The organism is Streptodolium elevatio, assembly GCF_053592165.1.
The window spans coordinates 166,799-192,332 of record NZ_JBSFVE010000016.1; the positions used below are offsets into that span (position 1 = coordinate 166,799).

Annotated in this window: 20 protein-coding genes and 1 riboswitch; of the genes, 13 read left to right on the forward strand and 7 right to left on the reverse strand. The window is 72.7% G+C overall.

Translation table 11 applies throughout. The features are described from left to right. Positions 1-133 precede the first annotated feature (133 nt). Positions 134-2,335: an MMPL family transporter gene (locus ACWD12_RS27355; protein WP_450101763.1), complete on the forward strand. Its 2,202-nt coding sequence runs from the start codon at positions 134-136 to the stop codon at positions 2,333-2,335. Positions 2,336-2,414: 79 nt separating this feature from the next. Here the strand turns inward: ACWD12_RS27355 and ACWD12_RS27360 are convergent, their stop codons facing one another. Both ACWD12_RS27360 and ACWD12_RS27365 read right to left on the reverse strand, forming a co-directional pair. Beyond that, positions 2,415-3,341 (reverse strand): phosphotransferase, encoded by a 927-nt coding sequence (locus ACWD12_RS27360; RefSeq protein WP_450101764.1) that lies wholly within the window; start codon positions 3,339-3,341, stop codon positions 2,415-2,417. 371 nt (positions 3,342-3,712) lie between these two features. After that, positions 3,713-4,852, reverse strand: coding sequence for an alkene reductase (locus tag ACWD12_RS27365; protein WP_450101765.1), 1,140 nt, complete (start codon positions 4,850-4,852; stop codon positions 3,713-3,715). Positions 4,853-5,000: 148 nt separating this feature from the next. On the opposite strand from ACWD12_RS27365, the gene ACWD12_RS27370 reads away from it, so the two are divergent. Together ACWD12_RS27370 and ACWD12_RS27375 are read left to right on the forward strand one after the other, a co-directional pair. After that, complete coding sequence (locus tag ACWD12_RS27370; RefSeq protein WP_450101766.1) at positions 5,001-5,849, forward strand: helix-turn-helix transcriptional regulator; 849 nt, start codon at positions 5,001-5,003, stop codon at positions 5,847-5,849. 345 nt (positions 5,850-6,194) lie between these two features. After that, entirely contained in the window at positions 6,195-6,926 is a 732-nt protein-coding gene (locus ACWD12_RS27375; protein WP_450101767.1) for a hypothetical protein, read from the forward strand. 33 nt (positions 6,927-6,959) lie between these two features. Here the strand turns inward: ACWD12_RS27375 and ACWD12_RS27380 are convergent, their stop codons facing one another. After that, positions 6,960-7,805 carry a bifunctional 5,10-methylenetetrahydrofolate dehydrogenase/5,10-methenyltetrahydrofolate cyclohydrolase gene (locus ACWD12_RS27380; RefSeq protein ID WP_450101768.1) on the reverse strand — a complete coding sequence of 282 codons (846 nt, stop codon included), beginning with the start codon at positions 7,803-7,805 and terminating at the stop codon, positions 6,960-6,962. A 25-nt stretch (positions 7,806-7,830) separates the two neighbouring features. Then, a riboswitch (ZMP/ZTP riboswitch) is annotated at positions 7,831-7,942 on the reverse strand. 732 nt (positions 7,943-8,674) lie between these two features. Between ACWD12_RS27380 and ACWD12_RS27385 the strand changes: the two genes are divergently transcribed. Further along, positions 8,675-10,378: a SpoIIE family protein phosphatase gene (locus ACWD12_RS27385; RefSeq protein WP_450101817.1), complete on the forward strand. Its 1,704-nt coding sequence runs from the start codon at positions 8,675-8,677 to the stop codon at positions 10,376-10,378. A gap of 132 nt (positions 10,379-10,510) precedes the next feature. On the opposite strand, the gene ACWD12_RS27390 is transcribed toward ACWD12_RS27385, so the two are convergent. Continuing rightward, positions 10,511-12,013, reverse strand: coding sequence for an MFS transporter (locus ACWD12_RS27390; RefSeq protein ID WP_450101769.1), 1,503 nt, complete (start codon positions 12,011-12,013; stop codon positions 10,511-10,513). 161 nt (positions 12,014-12,174) lie between these two features. Here ACWD12_RS27390 and ACWD12_RS27395 point away from each other — a divergent pair, with 161 nt between their 5' ends. Beyond that, positions 12,175-13,134, forward strand: coding sequence for a helix-turn-helix transcriptional regulator (locus ACWD12_RS27395; RefSeq protein ID WP_450101770.1), 960 nt, complete (start codon positions 12,175-12,177; stop codon positions 13,132-13,134). A 91-nt stretch (positions 13,135-13,225) separates the two neighbouring features. On the opposite strand, the gene ACWD12_RS27400 is transcribed toward ACWD12_RS27395, so the two are convergent. Continuing rightward, a complete protein-coding gene (locus tag ACWD12_RS27400; RefSeq protein ID WP_450101771.1) occupies positions 13,226-13,714 on the reverse strand; it encodes a hypothetical protein in 489 nt (162 codons plus the stop codon). A 169-nt stretch (positions 13,715-13,883) separates the two neighbouring features. On the opposite strand from ACWD12_RS27400, the gene ACWD12_RS27405 reads away from it, so the two are divergent. After that, positions 13,884-14,393 (forward strand): N-acetyltransferase family protein, encoded by a 510-nt coding sequence (locus ACWD12_RS27405; protein ID WP_450101772.1) that lies wholly within the window; start codon positions 13,884-13,886, stop codon positions 14,391-14,393. Positions 14,394-14,602: 209 nt separating this feature from the next. Here ACWD12_RS27405 and ACWD12_RS27410 read toward each other — a convergent pair whose 3' ends face one another. Then, positions 14,603-15,181, reverse strand: a complete 579-nt coding sequence (locus ACWD12_RS27410; protein WP_450101773.1) for a sigma-70 family RNA polymerase sigma factor — start codon at positions 15,179-15,181, stop codon at positions 14,603-14,605. Positions 15,182-15,232: 51 nt separating this feature from the next. Between ACWD12_RS27410 and ACWD12_RS27415 the strand changes: the two genes are divergently transcribed. Continuing rightward, on the forward strand, positions 15,233-15,490 hold the full coding sequence (locus ACWD12_RS27415) for a hypothetical protein (RefSeq protein WP_450101774.1): 258 nt from the start codon (positions 15,233-15,235) through the stop codon (positions 15,488-15,490). A 135-nt stretch (positions 15,491-15,625) separates the two neighbouring features. Here ACWD12_RS27415 and ACWD12_RS27420 read toward each other — a convergent pair whose 3' ends face one another. Beyond that, positions 15,626-16,495, reverse strand: a complete 870-nt coding sequence (locus tag ACWD12_RS27420; protein ID WP_450101775.1) for a hypothetical protein — start codon at positions 16,493-16,495, stop codon at positions 15,626-15,628. A 148-nt stretch (positions 16,496-16,643) separates the two neighbouring features. On the opposite strand from ACWD12_RS27420, the gene ACWD12_RS27425 reads away from it, so the two are divergent. The 6 genes from ACWD12_RS27425 to ACWD12_RS27450 all read left to right on the forward strand — a co-directional run bounded on the left by ACWD12_RS27425 (position 16,644) and on the right by ACWD12_RS27450 (position 25,416). Beyond that, a complete protein-coding gene (locus ACWD12_RS27425) occupies positions 16,644-16,937 on the forward strand; it encodes a hypothetical protein (protein ID WP_450101776.1) in 294 nt (97 codons plus the stop codon). 276 nt (positions 16,938-17,213) lie between these two features. Then, positions 17,214-21,800, forward strand: coding sequence for a thioester reductase domain-containing protein (locus ACWD12_RS27430; RefSeq protein WP_450101777.1), 4,587 nt, complete (start codon positions 17,214-17,216; stop codon positions 21,798-21,800). Between the two features lie 77 nt (positions 21,801-21,877). Next, complete coding sequence (locus tag ACWD12_RS27435) at positions 21,878-22,966, forward strand: ABC transporter substrate-binding protein (protein WP_450101778.1); 1,089 nt, start codon at positions 21,878-21,880, stop codon at positions 22,964-22,966. A 271-nt stretch (positions 22,967-23,237) separates the two neighbouring features. Further along, positions 23,238-24,209 (forward strand): FecCD family ABC transporter permease, encoded by a 972-nt coding sequence (locus ACWD12_RS27440; RefSeq protein WP_358353733.1) that lies wholly within the window; start codon positions 23,238-23,240, stop codon positions 24,207-24,209. Next, positions 24,206-25,015, forward strand: a complete 810-nt coding sequence (locus ACWD12_RS27445; protein ID WP_450101779.1) for an ABC transporter ATP-binding protein — start codon at positions 24,206-24,208, stop codon at positions 25,013-25,015. Before ACWD12_RS27440 ends, ACWD12_RS27445 begins: the two co-directional genes overlap by 4 nt. Before the next feature lie 89 nt (positions 25,016-25,104). Further along, on the forward strand, positions 25,105-25,416 hold the full coding sequence (locus ACWD12_RS27450) for a hypothetical protein (protein WP_450101780.1): 312 nt from the start codon (positions 25,105-25,107) through the stop codon (positions 25,414-25,416). Positions 25,417-25,534 lie beyond the last annotated feature (118 nt).

Here is a 25,534-nt window from a genome sequence, read left to right on the forward strand (position 1 = left end):
CCGGGCCGCCGAGGATTCCGCGGATTTCGAGGAGCACGCGGATTCCGCGCACGGGCCGATGTCACACATCGGACCGCTATCCCGTCAAGCGGGCGAACCAGGTCCACCGGATTCCACTCCACGGGAAGCACCCATGACGCTGAGTGAAGAGAAGGTCCAAATACCGGTGCGGGCGGGGATCTTCGCCCGCATCGCCGGATTCGCCCAACGCCGCAAATGGCTCGCCCTGGGACTGTGGGTGGCAGTCCTTGTCGGCGTCTGGGGCGGCGCCACCGTGGCCGGCAGCGACTACCGCGAGGACTACACGATCCCCGGGGCTCAGTCGCAGAAGGCCGTCGACCTGCTGGACGAGCACGGCTCGGCGCAGGCGGGCGACACCCTGGAGATCGTGTTGCGCTCCGACGGAGACCTGCGCGACCCGGCGACGCGGCAGCGCGTCGAGGCGATGCTCGGCCAGGTGGCCGGGGCTCCGAAGGTCACCCAGGTGCGCAGCGTGTACGCCGACCCCTCCGCTATCGCCCCCGACGGCCGCATCGGCTACGCCACCGTCCTTCTGCACGGCACCTCGGAGGACATGGCCGAGTCCGACACCGAGAAGATCCTCAAGGCCGCCAAGACGGCCGAACAGGACGGCCTGCAGGTCGAGTTGGGTGGCGAGGCCGCCCGGGTGCTCGCGGAGAGCGACAGCAGCGGTGCGGAAGCCGCCGGCATCGTGGCCGCGCTGGTCATCCTCGTGTTCATGTTCGGCACCCTGATCGCCGCCGGACTGCCCATCGTGACCGCGTTGTTCGCGGTCGGCTCGGCGCTCGCCGTCGTCGTCATCGCATCGCACGTGTTCACCCTCGCCGAATGGGTGCCCTACATCATGGCGTTGGTCGGCCTCGGCGTGGGCATCGACTACGCGCTCCTGATCTTCGCCCGGTACCGGGGCGAGCTCGTCAAGGGCGAGACCCCCGAACGGGCCGCGACCACCGCGCTGGACGCGGCCGGGCGCACGGTGTTCTTCGCGGGCTGCACGGTAATCCTCGCGCTGTTCGGCCTTGTCGCCCTCGGGCTGGGCTCGTTGCAGGGCATGGCGCTGGCCGTCGCGCTCACCGTCTTCATGACGATGCTCGGGGCCGTCACCCTCCTGCCCGCCCTGCTCGGCATCTTCGGACCGCGCTTCGCCCGGCAGTTCCCCGCCCGGGCGGCGAAGCGCAGCGCGAAGGGCAAGGCACCCGAGGGCACGACGTGGCGCCGGATCGGCGTGGCGGCGCAGCGGCGCCCGCTGCTCGCCCTCCTGATCGCGGTCGTGGCGCTCGGCGCACTGTGCGTGCCGGCGCTCAACCTGCGCCTCGGCTTCTCCGACGCCGGCAACGACTCGGCGGACAGCACCAGCCGCAAAGCCTACGACCTGCTCGCGGACGGCTTCGGCGCCGGGTTCAATGGACCACTTGTGGTGGTCGTCGACGGAACCGCCGGTGCCCCGGGGGCCGGTGGCGCCGATGGGAACGGACTCGCCGCCCGCGCCGGCGCCGCCGCCGCGCAGACCCTGCGCAACACCCCCGGCATCGCGGCGGTCGCCGACCCGATGCCCACCGACGACGGCCTGGTGGCCACGGTCATCGCCTTCCCGACCACCGCGCCGCAGGACAAGGACACCTCCGAACTCGTCGGGCACCTGCGCGACGACGTCCTGCCGCGCCTCGGCGACACGACCGGCGTGAGGTACCTGGTCGGCGGCGCGACGGCCGCGGCCGAGGACTACTCGGACAAGGTCGCCGAACGCATGCCGCTGTTCATCGTGATCGTCGTCGGCCTGTCGATCGTGCTGCTCATGGTGGTCTTCCGCTCGGTGCTCATCCCGCTGAAGGCCGCGGTCCTCAACCTGCTGAGCATCGGGGCGTCGCTCGGCGCCATGGCCCTGGTCTTCCAGCACGGCTGGTTCGGCGTCGAGCCCGGACCGATCGAACCGTGGGTGCCGGTCGTGCTCTTCGCGATCGCGTTCGGCCTCTCGATGGACTACGAGGTCTTCCTGGTGTCCCGCATGCACGAGGAGTGGGAACGCACCAAGGACCACAGCGTGGCGGTACGCGAGGGCCTCGCGCAGACCGGCTCCGTCATCACCGCGGCCGGGGCCATCATGGTGGTGGTCTTCAGCGCCTTCCTGTTCAGCCCGGAACGGGCGCTCCAGCAGAGCGGCTTCGGCATGGCCTTCGCCATCTTCGTCGACGCGGTGATCATCCGATGCCTCATCGTCCCCGCCGCGATGCAGCTGATGGGACCACGCGCGTGGTGGCTCCCGGCGCCGTTGGCCCGGATCCTGCCCAAGGTGGAGCTGGAGAAGCACGGCTGACCGCGGCCGACGCCTCCGGGACATGACAGCGGGGTACGGCCCTTCACATCACGAAGGGCCGTACCCCGTCAGGCGCTTCTCACCTGCGCTGGCCGACCATGGGACGCCGGCCGTAGACCACGGGCCACGCGGCCCGCAGGCCGTCGACGGCGGAGACCATCGCCGCGAACGGCCGCGCGCGGGGGTCGGAGCGGCGCACGTACCGGTTGAAGGCCACGATCGAGCCCGCGTAGACGGAGAGTTCGCGGAGCCGGTGCAAGTCGTCCGGGGAGATCGGGCGCACCTTCCGGTACCCGTCGACGAGCGCCGCGACGCGCTCGGTACGTATGACTCCGTCCTTGACGCCCAGCCCGACCACGGTCATGCCGAGGTCGAGCAGTGGATCGTCGACCGAGGCCGTCTCCCAGTCGAGCACGTGCAGCGAACCGGCGTACGTCTCCACGAGGTTGTCCGCGAACAGGTCTCCGTGCGTGATGCACCGCCGCAGGTCCGACAACGGCGGTTCGGCGACGTTGCGCAGCAGCCACGCCGCGAACTCCCGGTCCGGGAAGCCCTCGATCATCGCCGCGGCACCGTCCGGCAACCGTCTGCCGTTCTCCGGCAACCGCAACTCGCGCGGCGGCACCCCGAGCCCGTGCAGCCGGGCCAGCACCGCGCCCGCGGCGGGCAGCAGCCGCGCGGGCAGGGCGTCGTGGCAGACACCGGGCGTGTACGGCCGCACGATGACGGCCCTGCCGCGCGGCCCCTTACCGTCGCCGTCCAGCGGCGCGCTCGTCGGGTACCCCGACGATGCCAGCCACCGCATCACCCCCACGGGCCGGGAAACCGCGGCCACTTCGCGCGAGGCCAGCACGGTGAGCACGAACAGCCCCGCGCCCCCGGCGTCGACCAGCAGGTTGGCGTTCATGGTGCCGCCCGTGAGCGGCGTGACCTCCCGGACCGAAAGCCCGTACGCGGCGCACACGTGCGCGATCTCGTGCGGACGCAAAGCCGTGTGATCGGCCACGCCAAGCCCTCCCCGTCGTCGGCAGCCCCCTGATCGTGCCCGTGCCGCAGCGAGGCGACTATCCCACTAACGCGCCGATCTCGCCGTCGCCGCAGCCCGCCGACCGCGGGAGCAGCATCTCGCACACCTCCCACCCGGCCCGACGCCTGGCGCCAGAGGCCGGGTCGACACTGTGCGGAAGCCGAAGCGCTCGTACAGGCGAAGGGCAGGAGTGTTGTGCCGGTACACCCCAAGCCGCACCGCGCCAAGTCCGAGCCCCCCGAAGCCCGCCCGCAGGACCGCTCCGCAGCGCGGCGTCGGCGTAGTCCTGAAGGTGCAGTCGGGCGGGGGGCATTCGGCCGATCTTAGGCAGGGTCCCGATTCCGGGACGGTCAATTTTCGGTGACCCTCGTGGTTGTCGTACCCGTCGTGCTCGCCGGGTAGTCGGCGTAGCCCTCGGCGCCTCCGGCGTAGTACGTGGTCGGGTCGCCTGCGGCCAATTCGCGGCCGAGGGCGAACCGTTCGACCAGGTCCGGGTTCGCGACGAAAGCGGTGCCGTAGGCGACGGCGTCGGCCACGCCGTGCGCGACGGCGGCGTTGCCGGACTCGCGGTCGAAGCCGAGATTGGCGATGCACGGCCCGTCGAACAGCCGTCGGTAGCGGGCGATCGCTTCGGTGTCCGGCCGCGCGCCGGGCGCATCGAGGTCGCGGCCGCGAAGGTGCAGGTACGTCACCGGGTGGTCGTTGAGCGCCACGACCAGCGCCTCGTAGTCCGCGAGCGACTCCGGGTCGGGCGCGAAGCATGCGGCGGACCAGTACGGGGACAGGCGTATGCCCGGCCCCTGCCCGTCCCACGCCTCCGCCACCGCGTCCACGACCTCCAGGAGCAGGCGCCGGCGCCGCGCGGGGTCGCCGCCGTACGCGTCGGTGCGGCGGTTGAGCCGCGGGTTCAGGAACTGCGGGAACAGGGACGAGCCGAGAGCGTGGATCTCAACGCCGTCGAACCCGGCCCGCCGCGCGTTCGCGGCCGCGCGCCGGAACTCGGCGACGGTGTCCGCGATGTCGGCGGGCGTCATCGCGCGCGGCGTCGGCGTCGCCTTGAACCCCTCGGCGGTGAAGGACTGTTCGTGCGGGTTCACCGCCGACGGCCCGGCCGGGAGAGCCCCGCCGAGGTGGTCCGGGTGCGAGGCGGCACCCGAGTGCCACAACTGCTGCACGATGCGCCCGCCGACCGCGTGCACCACGTCCGTCACCCGGCGCCAGGCGGCCACCTGCGCGTCGGAGTGGATCCCGGGCACGTTCAGGAATCCGACCGCCCGCTCGCTCACCCACGTGCCCTCGGTCACGATCAGTCCCGCGCTCGCCCGCTGCGCGTAGTACGCGGTGTGCAGTTCCGTGGGCGTCCGGTCCTCGTTCGACGCCCGGGCGCGGGTCAGTGGGGCCATCACGACCCGGTTGGGCAGGGTGAGCCGGCCGAGCCGGACGGCCGCCAGCAGCGGCTGGTCCAGGGTCGCGGCAACGCTCGTACGCATGGTGTTCCTCCTCGTCACGGGCCCTTCCCCGGACCGCGGGACCATCCTGCGAGCGCCCGGCCGGGACAAGGAGGCCAAGATCATGCTGGTACCGGCAGGGCGACCCTCGGCACTCCGGTCCCGAGGGCCGCCCGGCGACAATGGGCGTATGGACCGCACCGACCTCGGCAGCTCCCTGCGCGCATGGCGCGACCGCCTCGGCCCGGCCGAGGCGGGCCTGCCCGTAGGACAGCGCCGCCGCGCCCCGGGGCTGCGCCGCCAAGAGCTGGCCGCCCTCGCCGGGCTCTCCGTCGAATACCTGGCCCGGCTCGAACAGGGACGGGCCGGCCGACCCTCCGCCGCCGTCCTCGGCCCTCTCGCCCGGGCGCTGCGTCTCACCGACGACGAGCGCGACCACCTGTTCCGCCTCGCCGGGCACGCCTCGCCCGCACCCGGCATCGCGTCCACGCATGTCACTCCCGGGGTGCAGCGCATCATCGACCGCCTGCACGACGCCGCCGTCGTGGCGGTGGACCCGACATGGAACGTGGTGCTGGCCAACTCGCTGGCCGTCGCCCTGCTCGGCGACGACGTGACCGGCGACGACGGCGAACCCAACGTCCTGCGGCGCCACTTCACCGGCCGGCCGTCGCGCGTGGTGCGTACGCCCGAGGAGGCGGCGGCCTTCGAGGCGTACGCCGTCGCCGACCTGCGCGCGAGCCTCGCCCGCTATCCCCAGGACCCGCGCGTACGCGGGTTCATCGACGAACTCCGCTCGTGCAGCCCGGTGTTCGAGTCCCGCTGGACGGGCGGTGCGGACATCTCGTCCAGCACTTCACAGCTCAAGATCGTCCGGCACCCGGAGGTCGGCCGCCTCGCGCTGGACTGCGATGTCCTGGACGCCACCGGATCGGCGCTGCGACTCGTCGTCTACACCGCGGCCCCCGGTTCGCGCGACCAGGAGTCGCTGGACCTCCTTGCCGCGCTGGGCACGCAGTCGTTCTCCACGCGGCCCTGACATGGGATCCTCGACGTCCGGTACGTCGTCCGGTACGTCGCGGGAACGGCCATTGGGGGGGCGACATTGCTGTGCGCACGCTGTGGCGGTTGGTCGACGCGAAGCGCGGGGTGCACCAACTGCGGTGAGAGGTTCGACGACGCGAGGCAGGACCAGGGCGAGGCGCACGGCTACGGTGACGGCGGGGACCAGGGTCGGGACCACGGCCGGAACCGGGCCTGGCCCTGGGACCCGGCCCGCACCGGGCACGCCGGGCACCCCGAACAGGCGGGGATCGCGGGAGACGCGGCCTTCGTCGGACCGGACCTGCCGCGCCCCAGAGGCACCGGCCCGCTCGCCGGTTCCGTGTGTGCCCTCCTCGTGGTCGCCGCCGCGGCGAGTGCCGCCGAGATCTTCGCCCGGCTCCACCGCGCCCAGATCGTCCAGGACATCGTCGACGGCGACGGAAACCCCGCACACGACGTCGTGGCCGCCGACGGCTGGGTGGTCGGTACCGATGCCGTCGGATTGGTGTGCGGGGTCGCCGCCGCGCTGGCGTTCGCGGTGTGGTTGGTGACGGCGCGCGCCGACGCGGCCTCGATGCGCCTGCGGTGCGCCGACGCCGTGGGCTTCCCCGCGCGAGCGATCGGGAACGGAGTGCCCGGCCGCGGCCCCCTGTTCGGAGGATGGCTGCTCGTCGTCGCGGCCGCGGCGGCCACCCAGGCCACGGTCGGCGGCGGCGTCTCCTTGGGGACCCGGCAGCTGATGTCGTCCAGCCTTTCGGACCTGGTGGGCCTCCGGGACGACGACCGCGCCTCCGTCGTACCCACACTGGCCTGGATCGCCGTGTGCGGCGCGACGATCACGCTCGTCGCCCTGGTCACCCGGCGGCAAGCGGACCGGGAGCGCGAGCTATGGGTCGAGGCGGTGTACGCCCACGCCGCCGCGGCGGCCGAGGATCCCGCCGACAACTCCGCCGACGACCCCGTCGTCCACTCCGTCGACGACACTGCCGACAGCAACACGCCCAAGCAGCGACCGCCGGAGCCGCCCTCGGCCACAAGTGGGCCCTCTGCCGATCCCAACGTCGACCATTAGCGCGGCGTTGCCGACGCGGCTCGACCGGCCGCGCTACGCCGCGGCGGCCCGCTCCGCGGAGTCGAGGGTCTGCTCGAGGAGCAGCGCGATCGTCATCGGCCCGACGCCTCCGGGCACCGGGGTGATCAGACTCGCCCGTTCGAGCGCGCCCTCGAAGTCCACGTCGCCGACGTTGCCTTCGTTGTACCCGGCGTCCACGACCACCGCGCCGGGCTTGAGGTCCGAGCCCTTGATCAGCCGGGCCCGCCCGACCGCCGCGACCACCACGTCCGCCTGCCCGACGATCTCCGCCAGGTCCCGGGTACGCGAATGGCAGTACGTCACCGTGGCGTTCCGGGCCAGCAGCAGCATCCCGGCCGGCTTGCCGAGGATGGCGCTGCGGCCCACGACGACCGCGTGACGGCCGGCCAGTTCCACGTCGTACGCGTCGAGCAGCCGCATGATCCCGCCCGGCGTGCACGACACGAAGCCGGGCAGCCCGAAGCTCATCGCCGCGAACGACATGCTGGTGACGCCGTCCACGTCCTTCTCGGGGGCGATCGCGTCGAACGCCGCGCGCTCGTCGATGTGTTCGCCCACCGGGTGCTGGAGCAGGATCCCGTGCACCGCCGGATCCGCCGACAACGCGCCGATGGTGTCGACGAGTTCGGCCGTCCCGACGGTCCCGGGCAGCGCGATGTGCCGGGACTCGATGCCGGCCTTCGCGCAGCGGTTCCGCTTCATCCGGACGTACGTCACCGACGCCGGGTCCTCACCCACCAGCACCGTCGCCAGGCACGGCACCACACCGGTCCGCTCGCGGAGGTCTCGGGCGCGCTCCGCGGTGTGCTCCACCATCCTGCGGGCGAGGTCCGTGCCGTCCATGAGTCGCGCGGTCATGTGCGTCTCCCGAGAGATCTCGTGTCGAGGTCGCCCAGGCGCGCGGCACGCGGGGTTCGCGTCCGACCGACGTCAGTCCGGTCGGGTGGGCCGCTCCACGGTGGTACTCCACCTCAGCGCCAGTCACGGCCCCGCCCCATTGTAGGTCGAGCCCCCGAAACCGCCCGGAAGCAGCCCACCGGCACCCACCAAGGCCCGGAACACCCGCGGCCCGCGGCCCGCCGCGGCAACCGTGCCCCCGATCCGCCGGCACGCGCGGACCACCGCGCGAGAAGCCGGGGTTCCGCGCGCACCCCCCCCGGCGCCCCCGCACCTCTCGCCCGCCTGGATCTCCCACCCGCACCGCGGCTACTCCGGAGTGGACCGTCCTGGGCGGAAGACCGGGCCGTGGCCGGGGATGACTGGGTCGGGGGCGAGGCCGAGGACCAGGCGGCGCGACGCGCGCAGCTGCTCGCGGGCGGGTCGAGGATGTCGCGTCGGTCGGCGACCATGCCCGGGTCGACGACCACGAGCGCGTCGCCGTCGCGCAGGAGGGTGACGCTGCTTGCGACGTGCGTGGCCTCGCCTCCGCCGTGGGCATGCCGGCGTATCCCGTGCCGGGATGTCGACGACTGCCGAGGATGTCGACGACGGTCATGCGTGCCTCCCGAGGTCCTGCGCGGCCGGTCGCGGAGCCGGGTCCGCGGCCGCCGTGGGGACTCTTCCCCTCGCGCGGCGCTGGTACGTCTGGGGCACCCCGTCGCTCCGCCGGGTCTGAAAGGGCGCCGGAGGAGGTATCCGTCGGGGGAGCGACGGAGCGTACCGGCGCTCCGCCCGGGTGCGCGCGGGGCGCGGGTGACCCGGGAGCGCTCGGGAGGAGAGGTCGCGTGATGGCGGCGGACGAGGCGTCGGAGTTGTTCGGCGACGTGGCCGGGCTCTGCGCTGCCCTCGTCGACGGCACCGAGGCCGGCGTCGCGGTCTTCGACGCCGATCTGCGCTTCCGCTACGTCAACCCCGCGCTCGCCCGCATCAACGGGGTCCCGGCCGCCGACCACATCGGGCGGCGCGTCCGCGAGGTGGTGCCCGAGGTCGACGCGCGCGAGGACGTCATGCGCCTGGTGCTGGCGGACGGCGTCGCACGGGTGGGCGTGACGACCGGCCACACGCATGTGTCCTCGCCGCACGAGCAGCGCTACTGGCGCGGGAGCTTTCACCGCATCGCGCTCGGCGGCGGCCGGCCGGGCCTGGCCCTGGTCATCCAGGAGGTCAGCGAGGACCGGAGGCTTCTGAGCGAGCTGGAGCGCGCCCGGGAGCGCCTGCTGCTCCTCGACGCGGCCGCGGTTCGGATCGGCACCACACTGGACGTCGAGACGACCTGCCAGGAGCTCGCCGACCTGCTGACCGAGGCCATCGCGGACGGCACGACCGTCGAAGTGCTGCCGGGGCGGGGCGAGAACGCGCGCTCGCCGAAGGGGCGGACCCGGCTGCGGCGTACCGGCATGGCGGCGCGGCCGGCGCTGCGGTCGGCGATGCGCGGGTTCGGCGTGCCGGGACAGTACGTGGACTACCAGGCGACGGCGACGATCACCCGCGTGCTGCAGACCGGCCGTGCCGAGGTCGACAACCAGCTGGACGACGAGGCGCTGGGCCGCCGGGCGCCGAGCCCGGACCGGGTCGGGCCGTACCGCGAGGCGGGCATCCACTCGATCCTCGTCGTCCCGCTGTCCGCCCGGGGCGCCCGGGTGGGCACCGCGACGATGGTGCGCCAGGGCGACTCGCCGCCCTTCGACGACGACGACGTGGCGGTCGCGCAGGCGCTCGCGGACCGGGCGGCGATCAGCCTCGACAACGCCCGGCGGTACGCCCGCGAGCACGGCATCGCCGTCGAACTGCAGCGCAGCCTGCTGGCCACGCCCGGGCGGCCCGGCGACGGCCTGGAGGTCGTCGGCCGCTACCTGCCCGCCGGGGCGCAGGACCTGGTCGGCGGCGACTGGTTCGACTCGGTGCGGCTGCCCGGCGGCTGGACGATGCTGGCCATCGGGGACGTGATGGGCCACGGGGTGGAGGCCGCGGTGGAGATGAGCCAGTACCGGGCGGTGCTGCGCGTGCTCGCCGCGATGGACATCCCGCCGAACGTCATCCTGCAGCGCATGGACACGCTGCTCACCTCGCTGAGCGGGGAGCGCCCCGCGACGCTGCTGCTCGGTGCCGCGGACCCGACCAACCGGGTCTGCGCCTTCGCCAACGCGGGGCACCTGCCACCCGCGTTCATCGCCCCGGACGGGTCGGTGTCGCTGGTACGCCTGCCCGAGGCGCCGCCCATCGGGGTCGGAGTCGCGGGCCCGTACAGCACGGTCGTCGTGCGCTGGCCCGAGGACCACACGCTGCTCCTCTACACCGACGGCCTGGTGGAGCGCAGGGGTGTGGACATCGACCACTCGCTCGACCAGTTGGCCGGGCTGCGGCTCACCCCGGGGGCGTCGCCCGAGACGCTGATCGACGAGATCGTGTCGGCGCTGGCCCAGCCGTCGCCCGACGACGACACCGCCGTGCTGCTCGCACGAGTGGTCCCGCCGGAAGCCGGGAAGGGCTGACCCCTCCCTCCCGCGGGTGGGCGGCCCGGCCCGGGTCCGGAAAGGCGTGCGGCCCGCCCGGCGGATGCCGGACGGGCCTTTTCGCGTCCCCTTCGCGACGCCGCGACGGTCAGCGGCCGCCCGCTCGGGCGGTCAGTGGCCGCCGCCCTGACGGGCGTGCTTGGGGAGCAGGAACCCGAGCACGAACGCGACCGCGGTCAGAGCCAGCGCGATCAGCGTGGTCGTCGCGACCGCGTCCACCGCCGACTGCCGGTGCATGTGCGCGCCGCCCTGGCTGAAGAAGACGGTCCCGAACACCGCCACGCCGAGCGCCGCGGCCAGCTGCTGCATCGACTCCAGCGCGCTGGACGCCGACCCGACCTCGTGGTCCTTGACGTCGCCCATGATGATGTCGAACAGCGGGACGAAGATCATGCCCATGCCGAGCCCGAAGACCAGGAACGGCGCCACCAGGCTCCAACTTCCCAGGTCGGTCGTGGCGTTCGCGAAGACGAAGTACAGCCACGTGATGCCCACGGCCATGATCGACAGGCCGATGTGCAGGACCTTGCGGCCCAGCTTCCCCATCACCACACCGCTGATCCCGGAGCCCACGAACGCGCCCAGCGCCCACGAGCCCATCGTCAGGCTCGCCCGCATCGCGCTGAACCCGAGCCCGAGCTGCAGGAACAGGCCGATCGCCATCGACAGGCCGGTGATGGCCCCGAAGAACACGATCACGAACAGCACGCCCGAGCTGTACGAGCGCTTCGCGAACACGCTGAGCTGCACCAGCGGGGCCTTGCCGCCCTTGGCGGTCCGGCGCAGGGTGTACGCCACGAACCCGGCCAGCACCGCGACCGCGCCGGCGAGCATCGCGAACATCCAGACCGGCCAGCCCTTCTCCTGGCCCTGCACCAGCGGGTAGACCAGCATGAACATCCCGCTGCCACCGATCAGCACGCCGAGCAGGTCCATCGACTTGTCGTCCTTGGCGACCGGCGGCTTCGCGGGCAGCGCGAACCGGCCGACCAGCAGCGCGAACAGGCCCAGCGGCACGTTGATCAGGAAGATCATGCGCCATCCGGTGCCGAACAGGTCGGCGTCCACCAGCGCACCGGCCACGATCGGGCCGAGGATCGTGGCCAGGCCGATCGCCGGGCCGAACATCGCGAACGCCTTGCCCATCTCCTGCGGCGGGAACAGGTCGCGGATCAGCCCGAAGCCCTGCGGGATCATGACCGCGCCGGCGAGCCCCTGCAGGACGCGCGCGGTGATCAGCGCCTCCGGCGACCACGCCACCGCGCACAGCACCGACGCCGCGACGAACCCGACGATGCCGATCTGCATCATGCGCTTGCGGCCGAAGATGTCGCCGAGCCGTCCGCCGGTCAGCAGCCCGGCGGCGAGCGTCAGCGTGTACGCCGCCGCCATCCATTGCAGGGCCGAGTACGAGCCGCCGAGGTCCGCACGGATCGCCGGGGCCGCGACGTTGACCACCGTCGCGTCGAGCAGGTTCATCAGGGTGGCCGCGAGGACCACGCCGAGGCCGAGCCACTTGCGGTCGGCGCCGGTCCGCTTCGGGGCGGTGGGTCCTGCGTGGATCGGGGCGTCGGCTGCCACGGTCGGCGCCGCGGACTCCAGGACTGCGCTCACGGGACTGCTCCTCAGAGATGCTCGGAGACGTTCAGATGTCACGAACAGGGGGACGGTCTTGCCTTTGCCGGGAGTTCGGTGGCCACCGCTCATCTCCACTGTTTGAACTCTAGGAGGCCATTAGGCAAGCTTCGTTCCTAAAGGAAAGGCAGACTCGAAATATGTTGGAGACCTCGGCACGACTCTTGCGTCTGCTCTCCCTGCTGCAGACCCACCGCGACTGGACCGGCACCGAACTGGCCGACCGCCTGGACGTCACCCCGCGCACCGTGCGCAACGACGTCGAGAGGCTGCGCAACCTCGGCTACCCGGTGCACGCGACGCGCGGCGCCGCGGGCGGCTACCGCCTGGGCGCGGGCGCGTCCCTTCCCCCGCTCCTGCTCGACGACGAGGAGGCCGTGGCCGTCGCCGTCGGCCTGCGCACCGCCGCGGGCGGCACGGTGTCGGGCATCGAGGAGACCTCGCTACGGGCCCTCGCCAAGCTCGAACAGGTGCTGCCGAACCGGCTGCGCCGCCGCGTCAACGCCTTGCAGACGTACACCGTTCCGGTGCCGGGGCAGGAGGGGCCGCGGGTGGACGCGGAGGTGCTCACCACGATCGCGGCCGCCTGCCGCGACCACGAGCGCCTGCGGTTCGACTACCGGGACCACTCCGGGGCCGCGACGCTGCGGAACGTCGAGCCGTACCGCATGGTCAACTGGGGGCGGCGCTGGTACCTCGTCGCGTGGGACACGCAGCGCGACGACTGGCGGATCTTCCGCGTCGACCGGGTGTCGCCGCGCACCCCGACCGGGCCGCGGTTCACGCCGCGCGACCTGCCGGCCGAGGACATCGCGGAGTACGTCTCGGCGCGTGTGGCGGCGGCTCCGTGGCGGACGCGCGTACGGGTGACCGTCAAGGCCCCCGCCGCCGAAATCGCCGCCCGGGTCCCGGGGTTCGCCGGATCGGTCGAGCCGCTCGACGACGACACCTGCGTCTTCTCCACTGGCGCCGACAACCCCGAGACGCTGGCGATCTGGCTTGGCATGCTCGGCGCCGACTTCACCGTGGAGAACGCCCCCGAACTCGTCGACCACCTCAGGTCCCTGGCCGAGCGCTACGCCCGCGCCGCCGCCAACTGATCGCGCGGCACGTCCGCCGCGACCGCCCGTGCCACCGCGCCGGGGCGACACATCGCCCCGGCGCGGCAGTTGGCGCACATTGGTCAGCGGATCACACGGGCGGGTCCTGGAGGCCGGCGATGCGCGAACCGTCCAGCGGTACGCGGTACCAGACGTCGTTCGTCGAGCCGTCGCCCCAGTACTGCGTGACCACGACCGAGGCGTAGCCCATGCCGCTGCCCTCGTACCGCACGGTCCGGTCGGCCGGCACGTTCTGCGCGCGGAAGACCGGGTCGGCCTGGTTGGCCTCGGCCCAGGCGTCGAGCTCCGCGTTCAGCTCCGGCGTCAGGAACTCGCCGCGCACCTCCGCGGGGTTCATCACCGGGTTGGTGCCCAGGACCGCGGACTTGTACTGGTCCCAGAACGCCGTCACCCGGTGCACCACCCCCGCCTCGTCGGCACGCGGACCGGACGCCTGATGGGACTGCGCGACCCCCGGCGGCGAACCGCTCACGGCCAGAGCGGGCGCGGCCGCTCCGGCGCCGAGAAGCAGTCCCGAGGCCACCGCGATCGTGGCCGCCTTGCGCATCTTGTTCCTCATTTTGTGCCTCCGGATCACTCGGATCTTTCGGTCCCCCGTGCCTAAATGAGACGCATGGCTCGCCCATCGGGTTGGTAGTACATCCCGGTTTTGCCGTATCTATACGTAACTTGCTCCGTAACGCCCTCGCCTGCCGACCCTGCCTGCCGCCCCGGTGCATGATGGCCCGATGGACGATCACACCCTCGTGCCCGACGCCGTCCCGGGCCCGTCGCCCCTGGTCCGCCGGGCCCGGCCGCACGACCTGCCGCGGATCGTCGAACTGATGCGGGAGCACACGGCGTACGAGAAGGCCGCGCCGCCGACGGCCGACGTCGCCGACCGCCTGGGCCCGCTGCTGTTCGGCACCGACGCGCCGCCGCGCCTGCACTGCGTGGTGGCCGAGCTCGCGGGCGGCGAGGTCGTCGGCTACGCCACGTGCGCGGCGGAGATGTCGACATGGGACGCCCGCGAATACCTGCACATGGACTGCCTGTTCCTCCGCGACGGCACCCGGGGTCACGGCCTGGGACGGCAACTCCTCGACGCCGTCGTGGCCGTCGCGCGCGAGCTCGGCCTGACCGAGGTCCAGTGGCAGACCCCGGTCTGGAACGAAGGCGCGGTCCGCTTCTACAACCGCCTCGGCGGCGGGGCCAAGGAGAAACTGCGCTACACCCTTCCCGTGCCGCCGATCGGGTAGTTCGGGTGGGCGCCGCAGTGGGGTGGTCCGGACGGCTCGGGCTGATCAGCCGGTCCAGGCGGTTCGGTTCGGTCGGTTCAGATGGTCCCCGTACTGCGGGGTGGGGCACGGGGCTTCGCGCCGCGTTGCCGCCTGATGCCGTGTTCTGCCGTGCAGTGTCGTAGGGCCCCGGCGTCCCAGTGGGAGGCGCCGGGGCCCTGCGTAGTGGGTCAGGCCTTCGCGTGCGCCCTGGCGGGTGCCTCGGTCTGTGCCTCGGCCCGGGTGAGCTGGGCGATGAGGTCGGTGCGTGCCCGGGCGACGCGCGAGCGGACGGTGCCGATCGGGCAGTCGAGGATCCGGGCGGTCTCGGCGTATTCGAGGTCCAGGATCTGGGTGAGCACGAACGCCTCGCGCCGCGCGGGGTCCAGCGCGGCGACCAGGTCGGCGAGGGCTATGCCCTCCTCGAACCCCGGCAGGTTCGCGGGCCGGCGGCGCTCCAGGAGATCCGCCCAGTCCTCGGCGTCGACCGTGCGCGGGCGCGCGGCCGCGGCCCGGTAGCGGTCGACGACGACGCGGCGGCCGATCGACAGGAGCCACGTGCGCGCCGACGACTGGCCCGCGAAACCGGGCAGCGCCTTGAGCGCGCGCAGGTACGTCTCCTGCGTGAGGTCGTCCGCACTCTGCGGGTCGCCGAGGTACGCCAGGAACCGCCACAGGTCCCGGTGGGTGGCGCGGACGAACTCCTCGACCGCGCCCGGTGTCCCGGCACCCGCGGCCAGGGCGGTCGAGGTCACCGCGTCGTCGTCCATGCGGAACCCCCTCGGTGGTGGGCGCGGTCGGGCATCGGCGACGATGGCCGCATGGAGTGCGGAGATTGGCAGGAGGTGCTGTCGGCCGTCATGGACGGCGAGGTGGCGGAACTGGATGCGGGTGCGGGCACCGGTGCTGATGGATACGCGCAGGCGCGCGCCGCGCGGCGGCACGCCGCCGGGTGTCCGGAGTGTTCGCGGTGGGCGGCCGGCGCGGCGGCACTGCGCGAACAGGCGGCCGACGGCGTCGAACCGGGAGCGGACGCGGTCGAACGCGTGCTCAAGGCACTGCGCGGCGGCGCGGTGTAGGCGGTTCGGGAGCGGGCGTACGCACGCAGGCGTGGTCGCCGGATCTGGGGGGTTGTCACGAGTCTGGGTCCTCACGGGCAGGCGGGGACGAGGATCGGCCCGTGTGGGCGGATCCCGTCGCCGAAGCGGTCTCGGTCAGGCGAAGACCGTGAGGGGTGGGCCGCGGCGGCTGAGCGGCCGGAAAAGCGGGCGTGCGGGCGCGCGGGCGGTGCGCGGCCGGACGCACGGCACCTGCGGGAACGCCGGTTCCCCCCAGCGCAGCCAGGCCCGGATCAGCGCGCCGAGGCAGCGGGTCCGGGACGCCAGCAGGTGGAACAGGTCGAACAGCGCCCTGTCGCCGCGCCAGAGCCACAGCGCGCTGCCGATTCCCGCGGCGAGGTGCGCGAGCAGCATTCCCGCACCGCCGTGAGTGGGCAGCACCGATGCGGCGTGCGACCCGTGGGCGGCGGCCGCAGTACTGATGTCGTGCGCGGCTCCGGATCCTGTCCCGAGGCCGGTCCCCGTGCCCGCTCCGGAGCCCGTGCCGAAGCCCGAACCGCCCAACGGCCCCTGCCCGGGCGGCACCGCGGCCAGCGCGGGGTCCAGGCCCATCTGGTCGAGGAGCCGGGCGGCGGACCGCGTCGCCCCGGCGGGCGCGGGCACGTCCTCGTTGCACAGCAGGACGCGCAGCCACGCGGCCTCGATCTGCCGCGCCGTGGAACCCGCGTGGGCAGCGGAGCCGGTGGTGGCCGCACCGGAGCCGGCCGCCGCGGCCTGTTGGGCCCAACCGAACAGGCCGTGCAGCACTGACTGCGCTCCGACGAGTGCCACGCCGATCGCGGGGAGCCCGCGTTCGCGTCCAGCAGCCGCCCAGGCCAGTGCGGTCAGGACCGGCGTTGCGGCGGCCGGGGCCCACCAGGGCACCGGGCTGTCCGACATGAAGACGTGCCCGGAGACCGCGAGCGTCACGCACACGGCCGCGAACAGCGCGGCGCGTACGGCTCGGAGGCGTGACCAGGCAGGCATCGTCCGCTCATGCTGCCACCCGGGGAAGCCCCACGTGACGGCGGGGCGGCGGCGTCGTTTGGCCGCACACGGGAACTGTGCCGCACCCCGCGCCGACTACCTGGTCGGACGTGGGGCCGGAGGAACACGAGCACACGGAGGGCCGACGATGACAACCGCCACTGCCACTGCCACCGCCGCCACCACTGCCGCCACCGATGACGATGACGGTGAACTGCGCGGCTGGGGCAGGTCCGCGGCCTTCGTCGCGATCATGGTCCCGGTGTTCGTCTCCGCGCTCGTCATCGGACGCCTCACCGGTCCCGAGGCCCCCGACGCGGACCGCCCGCAGCGTCCGGCCGCCGTGCCGTCGCAGACCTCCGGGGGAGGCGGCGGGGGCGGCGGACACAACAACCACGGATCGGCGCAGTTCGGCACGGCTTTCGCTCCGACCGGCCCCTGAGTCCGGCGTACGCGCGAGGACCGGTAGTTCGGGCGAGTTCGGGCGCCGGGGCGGATCGGTCTCCGCATGGCGGCGGATTCGCATCGTTCAGGTTGCCGTGCCGTCACGAGTTCGCCGAAGCCTTGCCCCGACGGGCCGAACGGGCAGACCCTGCGCTGTGAGCTGCGCGAACGGTTCCCGCGCGACCACGGCCAGCGGAGCGACCGAGCCCGCGAGGTTCCCTGCTGTCCGATCGGCAACCGTCCCGGACGGCAATGCGCGGGGCGTGGACGGTGATTGGAGAGCGACGGACTCGTGCTGCCCTTGACCGCCGCCCAGCGCGGCGTACTGACCGGGCATCTCATCGCGCCGAACCCGGGTGCCTACAACATCGCCGAGTATGTCCGCATCGACGGTGAACTCCGGTACGGATACTTCGAGTCCGCGCTGCGCCGTGCGGTCGGTGAGGCGGACGCCCTCGGCATGCGCATTGTCGCCGGCCCGGCAGGTTCGGTCGGCCCGACCGGGCCGGGCCAGATCCCGGGGGCCGCCGTACGCTGGGCGCCGCGCTTCGTCGACCTGCGTGCCGAACCCGACCCGGAGGCCGCCGCCAGAGCCTGGATGGCGGACGACGCCGCGACCGCCGTCGACCCGTTCGGAGCCGAACCGCTGTTTGGCCACGCGGTGTTGCGGACGGGCACGGCCATGCACCTCTGGTACCACCGGATGCACCACGTGCTCTTGGACGGCTACGGCGTGGCGATCGTCATGCGCCGGGTCGCGGCGCTGTACACCGCCCTGGCCGCAGGCACCGAGCCTGATCCGTCGCCCTTCGGACGTCTGACCTCCGTGCTGGACGAGGAGGCCACCTACCTGGACTCCTCCCGGCGCCGGGAGTCCCGGGACTTCTGGAACGAGCACCTTGCCGACCGGCCGCCCGCGATCGGTCTCGGACGGGTTGCGGCCCACCCGTCCGTGCGTACGCTGCGCCTTGAGGCGGCGCTGCCGCACGCCACCGCCGAACGGGTCCGCGTAGTGGCCCGTGCCGCGAGGGCGACCTGGCCGGTGGCCTTGGCCGCGGGCGCGGGCATGGTCCTTTGCCGCCGCGTCGGCGTGCCCGAGACCGTGGTCGGTTTTCCGATGATGAACCGGGTCGGCAGCGCGGCGCTCCGGGTGCCCTCCATGGTCCTCAACGTGCTGCCGCTGCGGATCCGGGCCGGCGCGGGAGACTCGATCGCGGACGCCACGGCGGACGTCGCGCGCGAACTACGCACGGTACGCCGACACCAGCGCTACCGATACGAGGACATCGCGCGGGACCTCGGGCTCGTCGGCGGCGACCGGCGGTTGTTCGCGGCGGTGGTGAACGTCATGCCGTACGGCGAAGGACCGATGTTCGGTGCGGCGCGCAGCACCGCGGGGAACGTGTCCGCCGGACCGGTCGCCGACCTGTCGGTGAACGTCTACGACCGCGGCGAGGCCGGCGGCGGCATCCACGTCGCGTTCGACGCCAACCCTTCGTGCTGCACGGCGGATGATCTGGCGGAGTACGCCCAGGAGTTCCTGGCGGTGCTGGCGGGTGAGAGCGGTGCGGGGACCAGCGTCGTGACCGGCTCCGCCGCCCGCACCGGATCCGGGCCGATGCCCGGATGCCCGCGGCCTCCCGCGCCGGATGTGCTTGACCTGCTGCGCAGATGGGCCCGCGAACGGCCCGATGCGCCGGCGGTCGACTCGGCCTCCGTACGGCTGACGTACGGGGAACTGACGGCCGAGGTGGGGGCGTTCGCGGCGCGACTCGCCGATCTCGGCGTGGGGCCGGAGGACGTCGTGGCAATCTCCCTGCCACACGGGGCCGAGGCGGTTATCGCGCTGCTCGCCGTCCTTGCCGTAGGCGCCGCGTACATGCCGCTCGACCCGGAAGGTCCGCCGGGGCGCAACAGGTTCGTCGTGGACGACGTGCGCCCGGCGCTGGTGGTCACCCCGGAGGTGTACGCCGAACTTGCTTCCGGCGCAACGCCGGTGCGTGGCAGCGCGGTGCGTCCCGTGCGGCCGGACGCGGCGGCGTACATCATCCACACGTCCGGTTCCACAGGGCGCCCGAAGGGCGTTGTCGTGTCGCGCGCGGCCCTCGCGTCTTTCGTCGCGGCGGCGGGCGAGCGGTACGGGCCCGCTTCCGGCTCGGACTTCGGTTCGGACCTCGACTCGGGCTCCGGCCCGGGCTCGGGTTCCGGTCCGGGCTCGGGTTCCGGTTCCGGCTCGGGCTCGGGCTCGGGCTCGGGCTCGGGCTCGGGCTCGGGCGAGCGTCTACTGCACTTCGCGCCCCTGCACTTCGATGCCGCCGTAGAGGAGATATTCCTCGCGCTGGGCGCCGGAGCGACCTTGGTGCCCCGGGGGTCGGGGGCGACCGAGTCGGTGGCCGCGCTGCTGCGTACCTGCGCCGAGCAACGGATCACCTGGCTCGGCCTGCCGACCGCCTACTGGCACGAAGTCGCCTACGCACTGGGTGGTTCGGCCGCGAATGCCGTGCCGCTGCCGAGTGCGTTGCGAACGGTGGTGATCGGCGGAGAGCCGGCGCTGCCGGAGCACGTGCGCTCGTGGCGCCGCGCCGCGGGGGCGGATCGGGTGCGGCTGGTGAACACGTACGGTCCCACCGAGGCCTGCGTCGTCGCGCTGACCGCCGAACTCGCCGGCCCGGCGGCGGTGTACGACGGAAGCGGGGATGTGCCGATCGGGGCTCCGTTACCCGGCATGCACACAGTTGTGCTGCGCGGTGACGGGTCGGAGGTGGCACCGGGCGAGACGGGTGAGTTGTACGTCATCGGCGACCAACTCGCCGACGGCTACCACGGTCGTCCCGAGGAGACCGCGGCGCGCTTCGGCCCTGTCGGTGCGGTGTCCGGCTCGCCGCGTGCATATCGGACAGGGGACTTGGTGCGCACGCGTTGCGACGGGCTGCTGTGCTTCGTCGGCCGCGCCGACGACGAACTCAAGATCAGCGGACACCGGGTGCACCCCGCCGAGGTGGAGGCGGCCTTGGTGGCGCTGCCGGGCGTGCGCCACGCCGCCGTCGTCGGGCACGAACACGCGCCGGGGCTGTGGTCGGTGGTCGCATTCGTGGCGGCGGAGCAGCCGACCGCGCTCCCCGGGGTCGACGCGCTGCGTGCCCGTCTGCTGCGGGAGTTGCCGAGTGCGGTGGTGCCGAGCACGTTCCACTTCGTCGACGAGTTGCCGTTGACGCGTGCCGGAAAGACCGACAAAGCGGCCCTCCACGGGCTGCTGCCGGCCGCAATGCGGTCGCGGTCGCCGTCACCCTTGCCCGCGCCGTCGGCGTCGCATACCGAAGAGGGGTTACAGGCTCTCGTCGCGACTGTGTGGGCCGACGTACTCGGCGTCGACGCACCCGCACCCGACGAGGACTTCTTCGCGCTCGGCGGGCAGTCTCTCCAGACGATCCAGGTAGCGAACCGCCTGTCGGTCGCGACCGGCACCGAGATAGCCGTGGCGGCGGTCTTCGCGCGGCCGACGCCGCGCGAACTCGCGGCCTACCTCGGCTCGGTGACGGCCTCGGACTCGCCGTCGGACCTGGCTTCTGCTTCAGGCCGGTCCTCGGGCTCGGAGCCCGGCTCGGACCGCGGCTCGGACCGGGGCGCGGGCTCAGACCGCCAAGGGGCGGTGCTGCCCGGGCATGTACGACCGGCCCGTCGCGTACCGCGACCCGGCACGTCCGCCCGTCGCATCCTGCTCACCGGCGCCACCGGATTCGTCGGAGCCCACCTCTGCGCCGAACTCCTGGCGAACTTCGAGGACGTGCACCTCACGTGCCTGATACGCGGCGACGCGCCGTCGAATCGGCTGCACAGAGCCCTCACCTCGTGGGGTCTTCCCGCCGATCCACCGGCCCACCGCGTCGCGTTCGTCCGAACCGACCTGGGCCGACCCGATCTCGGACTCGCGGCAGCCGACCGTCGAGCGCTCGTCGACAACCGCGCGACCCGTGTCGACACGATCGTCCACGCGGCGGCAGAAGTCAGCCTGTTGCGCGGCACCCGTTCGCTTCGCGCGGTCAACATCGACGCGACTGCGGCGGTACTCGAACTCGCCGCCGAGGCAGGGGCCTCCGTCCACCACCTGTCGACACTTTCCGCGGCGCGGCCTGAACCCCCGCATATAGCCGACGAGCTCATTGAAGTCGGTGATGAGGGTGACGGGTACGCGCACAGCAAATGGATCGCCGAACGGCTGGTCGAACAGGCCGCGGCTCGGGGAGTTCCGGCCGCCGTGCACCGACTCGGCCGCGTCACCGGGGCGCGGAGCACCGGCATCGTCAACGAACGCGACATCCTGTGGCGCATCCTCTTCGCCGGGCTGCCCCATGGGCGGCTGCCGCAGCTCCACGACGCGGAGGTCTGGACGCCCGCCGACGAACTCGCCCGCGATCTGGCCCGCCTCGTCACCCGGTCTCCCGAGCCCGGGCTGGTCCTGAACCACGCGCCACAGGGGACGGTGGCGTTGGTGACGGTGCACGAGTGGCTGCGGGCGTACGGCTACCGCTTCGCCGTCGTTCCGGCCACGACCTGGGCGGCCGACCCGGCGCTGCGAACGGACGACGAATCGGCGGCGACACTGGCGTTGTTCGACGGGTCCGCGCCCGGGGCGCGAGCGGTTGCGGCAACCGCGAGGGTGATCCGTGCCGCGTCCCGGTTTCGTGCCCTCGGCGGGGCCGGATCGTCGGTGCGCCCCGTCGACGCCGCCCTGATGCACCGCTACCTCGACCACTGCGTCCGCCGAGGCCGACTTCCCGCCCCGGGCGCCCTGGCCGCCGCGGCCGCACACCCGCCCGCGCAGGCCGGGAACTCCGACCGTGCCGCGTCCGACTACCACTGAGCACGGCACGCGCAGGAAGCGTGTCGGCCCCACCTCGGCGCCCCGGGGTGCGGCGGGTAGGAGGAGGAACGATCCCCGTGAAGCTCCGGACGCGGTTGTGTGCGGCCGTACTGGTCATGTCGGCGTTGCTCGGCGCGGCGGCCTGCGGTGATGACGACGCGGGGTCGACGTCCTCTTCGTCCGCGGCGAGTCCGGGTAGCCCGGGGAGCCCGGCGAGTGGCGGCGTACCGAACAACGGGGCCGCGTACCCGGTGACGATCGAGAACTGCGGCAAGAAGTACACCTTCGGCAAGGCTCCTTCGCGGGTCGTGGTCATGAACGGCGGCTCGGTGGCCGAGGTCTCCGCGCTTGTCGCGCTGGGGCTCGGTGATCGCATCGTCGCCAACGCGCAGTCGTACGGGGCCTCCGACGAGCCCGGCCGCGCCGAGGCCATTGCCGCGCTGCCCACCGGCGGGATCAAGCTCAACGACGCCATGGACATCCCACGCGAGGCAATGCTCGGGTTGCGGCCGGACTTCGTGATGTCGACGTACGGCGGTGGCTTCGCCGCCGACAGCGGCTTCGCGACGCGTGAGGACCTGGCCGGAGTGGGCGCCAACACCTATGTCCCGCGGGCGACATGCGGCGGTGCCGGCGAAGTGGCGGGCAGCCAGACGATCGAGGACAGCTACGCCGTGTTGCGTGACCTGGGGCGCATCTTCGGGGTCAGCGGCAAAGCGGAGTCGCTGATCGCCACGTCGCAGAAGCAAGTCGCCGAGGCGGCGGGCAAGGTCGCGGGCACGACGTCGAAACCGAAGGTGATGCTGATCATCCCGGGCATGACGATGGGAGCCGCCGAGTTCAGCTCGATCGGCGCCAACGGGATCTGGAACGACATCATCGGCAAGGCCGGCGGCGTGAACGCGTTCGAGGGCAGCACCAAGGGCATGTTCGCGAACCTGAGCAAGGAGCAGGTCGCGGCGGCCCAGGTCGACGCCGTGGTCATCGTAGCCTTCATGAACCCGGACCCGGCCGGGGACGCGGCCAAGCTGTTCGCGCAGTTCCCGCAGTGGGAGGCGGCCAAGAGCAACCGCTTCGTGGTGCTGTCGGACTCGGTGTACCTGGGACCCGACAACGCGACGGCCGTGGACAAGCTGGCACGGGTCATCCACCCCGACCGGTTCTGAGATGAAGGCCGTCCACGGCAGCAGCAACAACACCAACGGCACCAACAGCAACGGCAGTACGGGCACGCGCGCCGACACCGGCACCGGCACCGGCACCAAGGGCACCGCGGGCGCCGACGCGCGGCCCGTTGGGAGAGGACGCGAGACGCGACCATGGCGACACCTGCCACGTCGCCAGGGCTCGGCCCGCGAGGCCGCGCGTCCCGCACCGCTGCACCAAATGCCCTTGGCCCCCTGCATCATCGTGCTCTCGGTCGTGCTGGTGGCCGTCATGCTCCTGGCGGTGGGCATCGGGTCGGTGGACGTGCCGGTCCGGGACTCGTGGCGCATCGTCGTACGGCACCTGACGGGCGGTTCGCGCGAAGGGCTCGACCCGGTCCAGGACCAGATCGTCTGGGAGTACCGGATGCCGCGCGTGCTGCTCGCGGCGCTCGCCGGCGCGGGACTGGCTGTCGCGGGTGTCGTGTTGCAGGCACTGGTCGCGAACCCGCTGGCCGATCCGTACGTGCTCGGGATCAGTTCCGGCGCGTCGACCGGTGCAGTGCTGGTGATGACCGCCGGCAGCGCGTCGACCGGCGGACTCGGTGTGTCGGCGGCGGCGTTCGTGGGGGCCGGGGTCGCCACGGTTCTGGTCTTCGCGTTGGGGAGGCGCGGCGGCCGCTTGTCGCCGCTGCGGCTGGTGCTGGCCGGGGTGGCCATCGGCTACCTGTTCCAGGCGGCCACCGGATACCTGCAACTCCAGGCCAGTCCCAACGAGTTGCGGCGGGTGATGTTCTGGTTGCTCGGCTCGGTGGCGGGTGCCCGATGGGACCAGCTCGAAGTCGTCGCGGTCGCGGTGGTCGTGCTGACGGTGCTCCTGCTGCTGTGCGGGCGGCGGCTGAACGCGCTCGTCACCGGGGAGGAACAGGCCACTGCTCTCGGGATCGACGTGAACCGGTTGCGCGTACTGCTGTTGGCCGCTTGTGCGTTGCTGACCGGGACCATCATCGCGGTCACGGGCGGCGTCGGTTTCGTGGGGCTATTGGTCCCGCACATCGTGCGGCTCGGCTTCGGCGCGGACCATCGGCGGGTGTTGCCGTTGTCGGCACTGACGGGGGCGTTGTACCTGGTGGCGGTCGATTTGCTGTCGCGCACCGTCGACTCGCCGAACGAGATTCCGTTGGGGATCTTCACGGCGGCGGTGGGCGCGCCCGTGCTGTTGTGGCTGCTGCGGCGCGACGGGGGAGCGGGGCGAGGCGTGTGAGGCTCGACCTGTCGGGCGTATGCGCTCGGCTCGGTGCGACGGAAGTCCTCGGCGGCGTCGACCTGTCGGTCGGGGAGGGCGAGTTCGTCGGCCTCGTGGGTCCGAATGGAAGCGGCAAGTCCACGCTGCTGCGGACGGTGTACCGGTCGCTGCGCCCGACGGGCGGAGTCGTGGTCGTGGGCGGGGACGACGTATGGGGGATGTCGGCGCGGGAGGCGGCGCGGCGTACGGCTGCGGTGCTGCAGGACAGCCCGGCGCCGGACGGGGTGACGGGCGGCGAGTTGGTGGCGTTGGGGCGTACGCCGCACCACGGGTTGTTCGACCGCGACACGGAGCGGGACCGGGAGATCGTGGCGGACGCGTTGCGGAGGACCGGCGCGGACGCGTTTGCGCATCGCGTGGTCGCCGGGTTGTCGGGCGGGGAGCGCCAACGGGTGTTGTTGGCCCGGGCGTTGGCCCAGGAGCCGCACGTACTGCTGCTCGACGAGCCGACGAACCACCTGGACATCCGGGCGAGGTTCGAACTGCTCGGTGTGGTGGCGGAGCTCGGGTTGACGACGTTGGCCGTGCTGCACGACTTGGATTTGGCGGCGCGTACCTGCGACCGTCTCGTGGTGCTGGACCGGGGTCGGGTGGTGGCGGCCGGGGGAGTGTTGGAGACGTTGACGCCCGGGGTGATGCGGGACGTGTTCGGGGTCAACGCGGAGGCGGCGCGGCATGCGGACGGGGTCGTGCGGATCGGCTACGACGCGCAGCCGCTCGCGCGGTTCGGGTCGGGGCCGGTAGTGGAGGAACAGCCCGCCTGAGGACGGGTTTGGCCGTGGGGCGCCGGGAGGGCCGAGGGCCGGTCGGACACCCTGGAGCACGCGCGGCCGTCGGGCGTATCGTGCGGCGTATGGCGACCGAGGCGGACGATCCACGCAGTGAACCCTTGCGCGACGCGGTGGACGAAGACGGGGCGGCCGACGCCGACTCCGGCGGGGGGCAGGCGGAGAAGCGCCACGTGCCGATGTCGCTGATCGACCGCATCGGGCGCGAGCGCGCGCAGGAGTTGATGGCTGAAGCGGTACGCAAGGCCATCGAGGAGCACCACGCCCTGGGGTTGCCGACCACCCACGGCGACGGGAAGGGGCGGTACTACCGGCTGTATCCGGACGGCAGGCAGGTGTATCTCGACGAGCAGGGTGACGAGCCGAGCGAGAAGTAGCAGGAGGCGAAGGTGCACCAGCCGCGATGAGCAGGGCGACTTCAACCCTGCTTCCCTGAACCCACCCCTTCACCCACCCGTTGGGTGGGTAGGGGGCCTCACCCCGCCGATTTTCCCG

Bases quoted from the DNA above. Each gene is read 5' to 3' on its own strand.
- ACWD12_RS27420 (WP_450101775.1), bottom strand. From the start codon at position 16,495: ATGCCTGCCTGGTCACGCCTCCGAGCCGTACGCGCCGCGCTGTTCGCG.
- ACWD12_RS27450 (WP_450101780.1), top strand. From the start codon at position 25,105: ATGGCGACCGAGGCGGACGATCCACGCAGTGAACCCTTGCGCGACGCG.
- ACWD12_RS27415 (WP_450101774.1), top strand. From the start codon at position 15,233: ATGGAGTGCGGAGATTGGCAGGAGGTGCTGTCGGCCGTCATGGACGGC.
- ACWD12_RS27400 (WP_450101771.1), bottom strand. From the start codon at position 13,714: ATGAGGAACAAGATGCGCAAGGCGGCCACGATCGCGGTGGCCTCGGGA.
- ACWD12_RS27365 (WP_450101765.1), bottom strand. From the start codon at position 4,852: ATGCGTACGAGCGTTGCCGCGACCCTGGACCAGCCGCTGCTGGCGGCC.
- ACWD12_RS27425 (WP_450101776.1), top strand. From the start codon at position 16,644: ATGACAACCGCCACTGCCACTGCCACCGCCGCCACCACTGCCGCCACC.
- ACWD12_RS27370 (WP_450101766.1), top strand. From the start codon at position 5,001: ATGGACCGCACCGACCTCGGCAGCTCCCTGCGCGCATGGCGCGACCGC.
- ACWD12_RS27440 (WP_358353733.1), top strand. From the start codon at position 23,238: ATGCTCCTGGCGGTGGGCATCGGGTCGGTGGACGTGCCGGTCCGGGAC.
- ACWD12_RS27395 (WP_450101770.1), top strand. From the start codon at position 12,175: ATGTTGGAGACCTCGGCACGACTCTTGCGTCTGCTCTCCCTGCTGCAG.
- ACWD12_RS27385 (WP_450101817.1), top strand. From the start codon at position 8,675: ATGGCGGCGGACGAGGCGTCGGAGTTGTTCGGCGACGTGGCCGGGCTC.
- ACWD12_RS27405 (WP_450101772.1), top strand. From the start codon at position 13,884: ATGGACGATCACACCCTCGTGCCCGACGCCGTCCCGGGCCCGTCGCCC.
- ACWD12_RS27380 (WP_450101768.1), bottom strand. From the start codon at position 7,805: ATGACCGCGCGACTCATGGACGGCACGGACCTCGCCCGCAGGATGGTG.
- ACWD12_RS27410 (WP_450101773.1), bottom strand. From the start codon at position 15,181: ATGGACGACGACGCGGTGACCTCGACCGCCCTGGCCGCGGGTGCCGGG.
- ACWD12_RS27355 (WP_450101763.1), top strand. From the start codon at position 134: ATGACGCTGAGTGAAGAGAAGGTCCAAATACCGGTGCGGGCGGGGATC.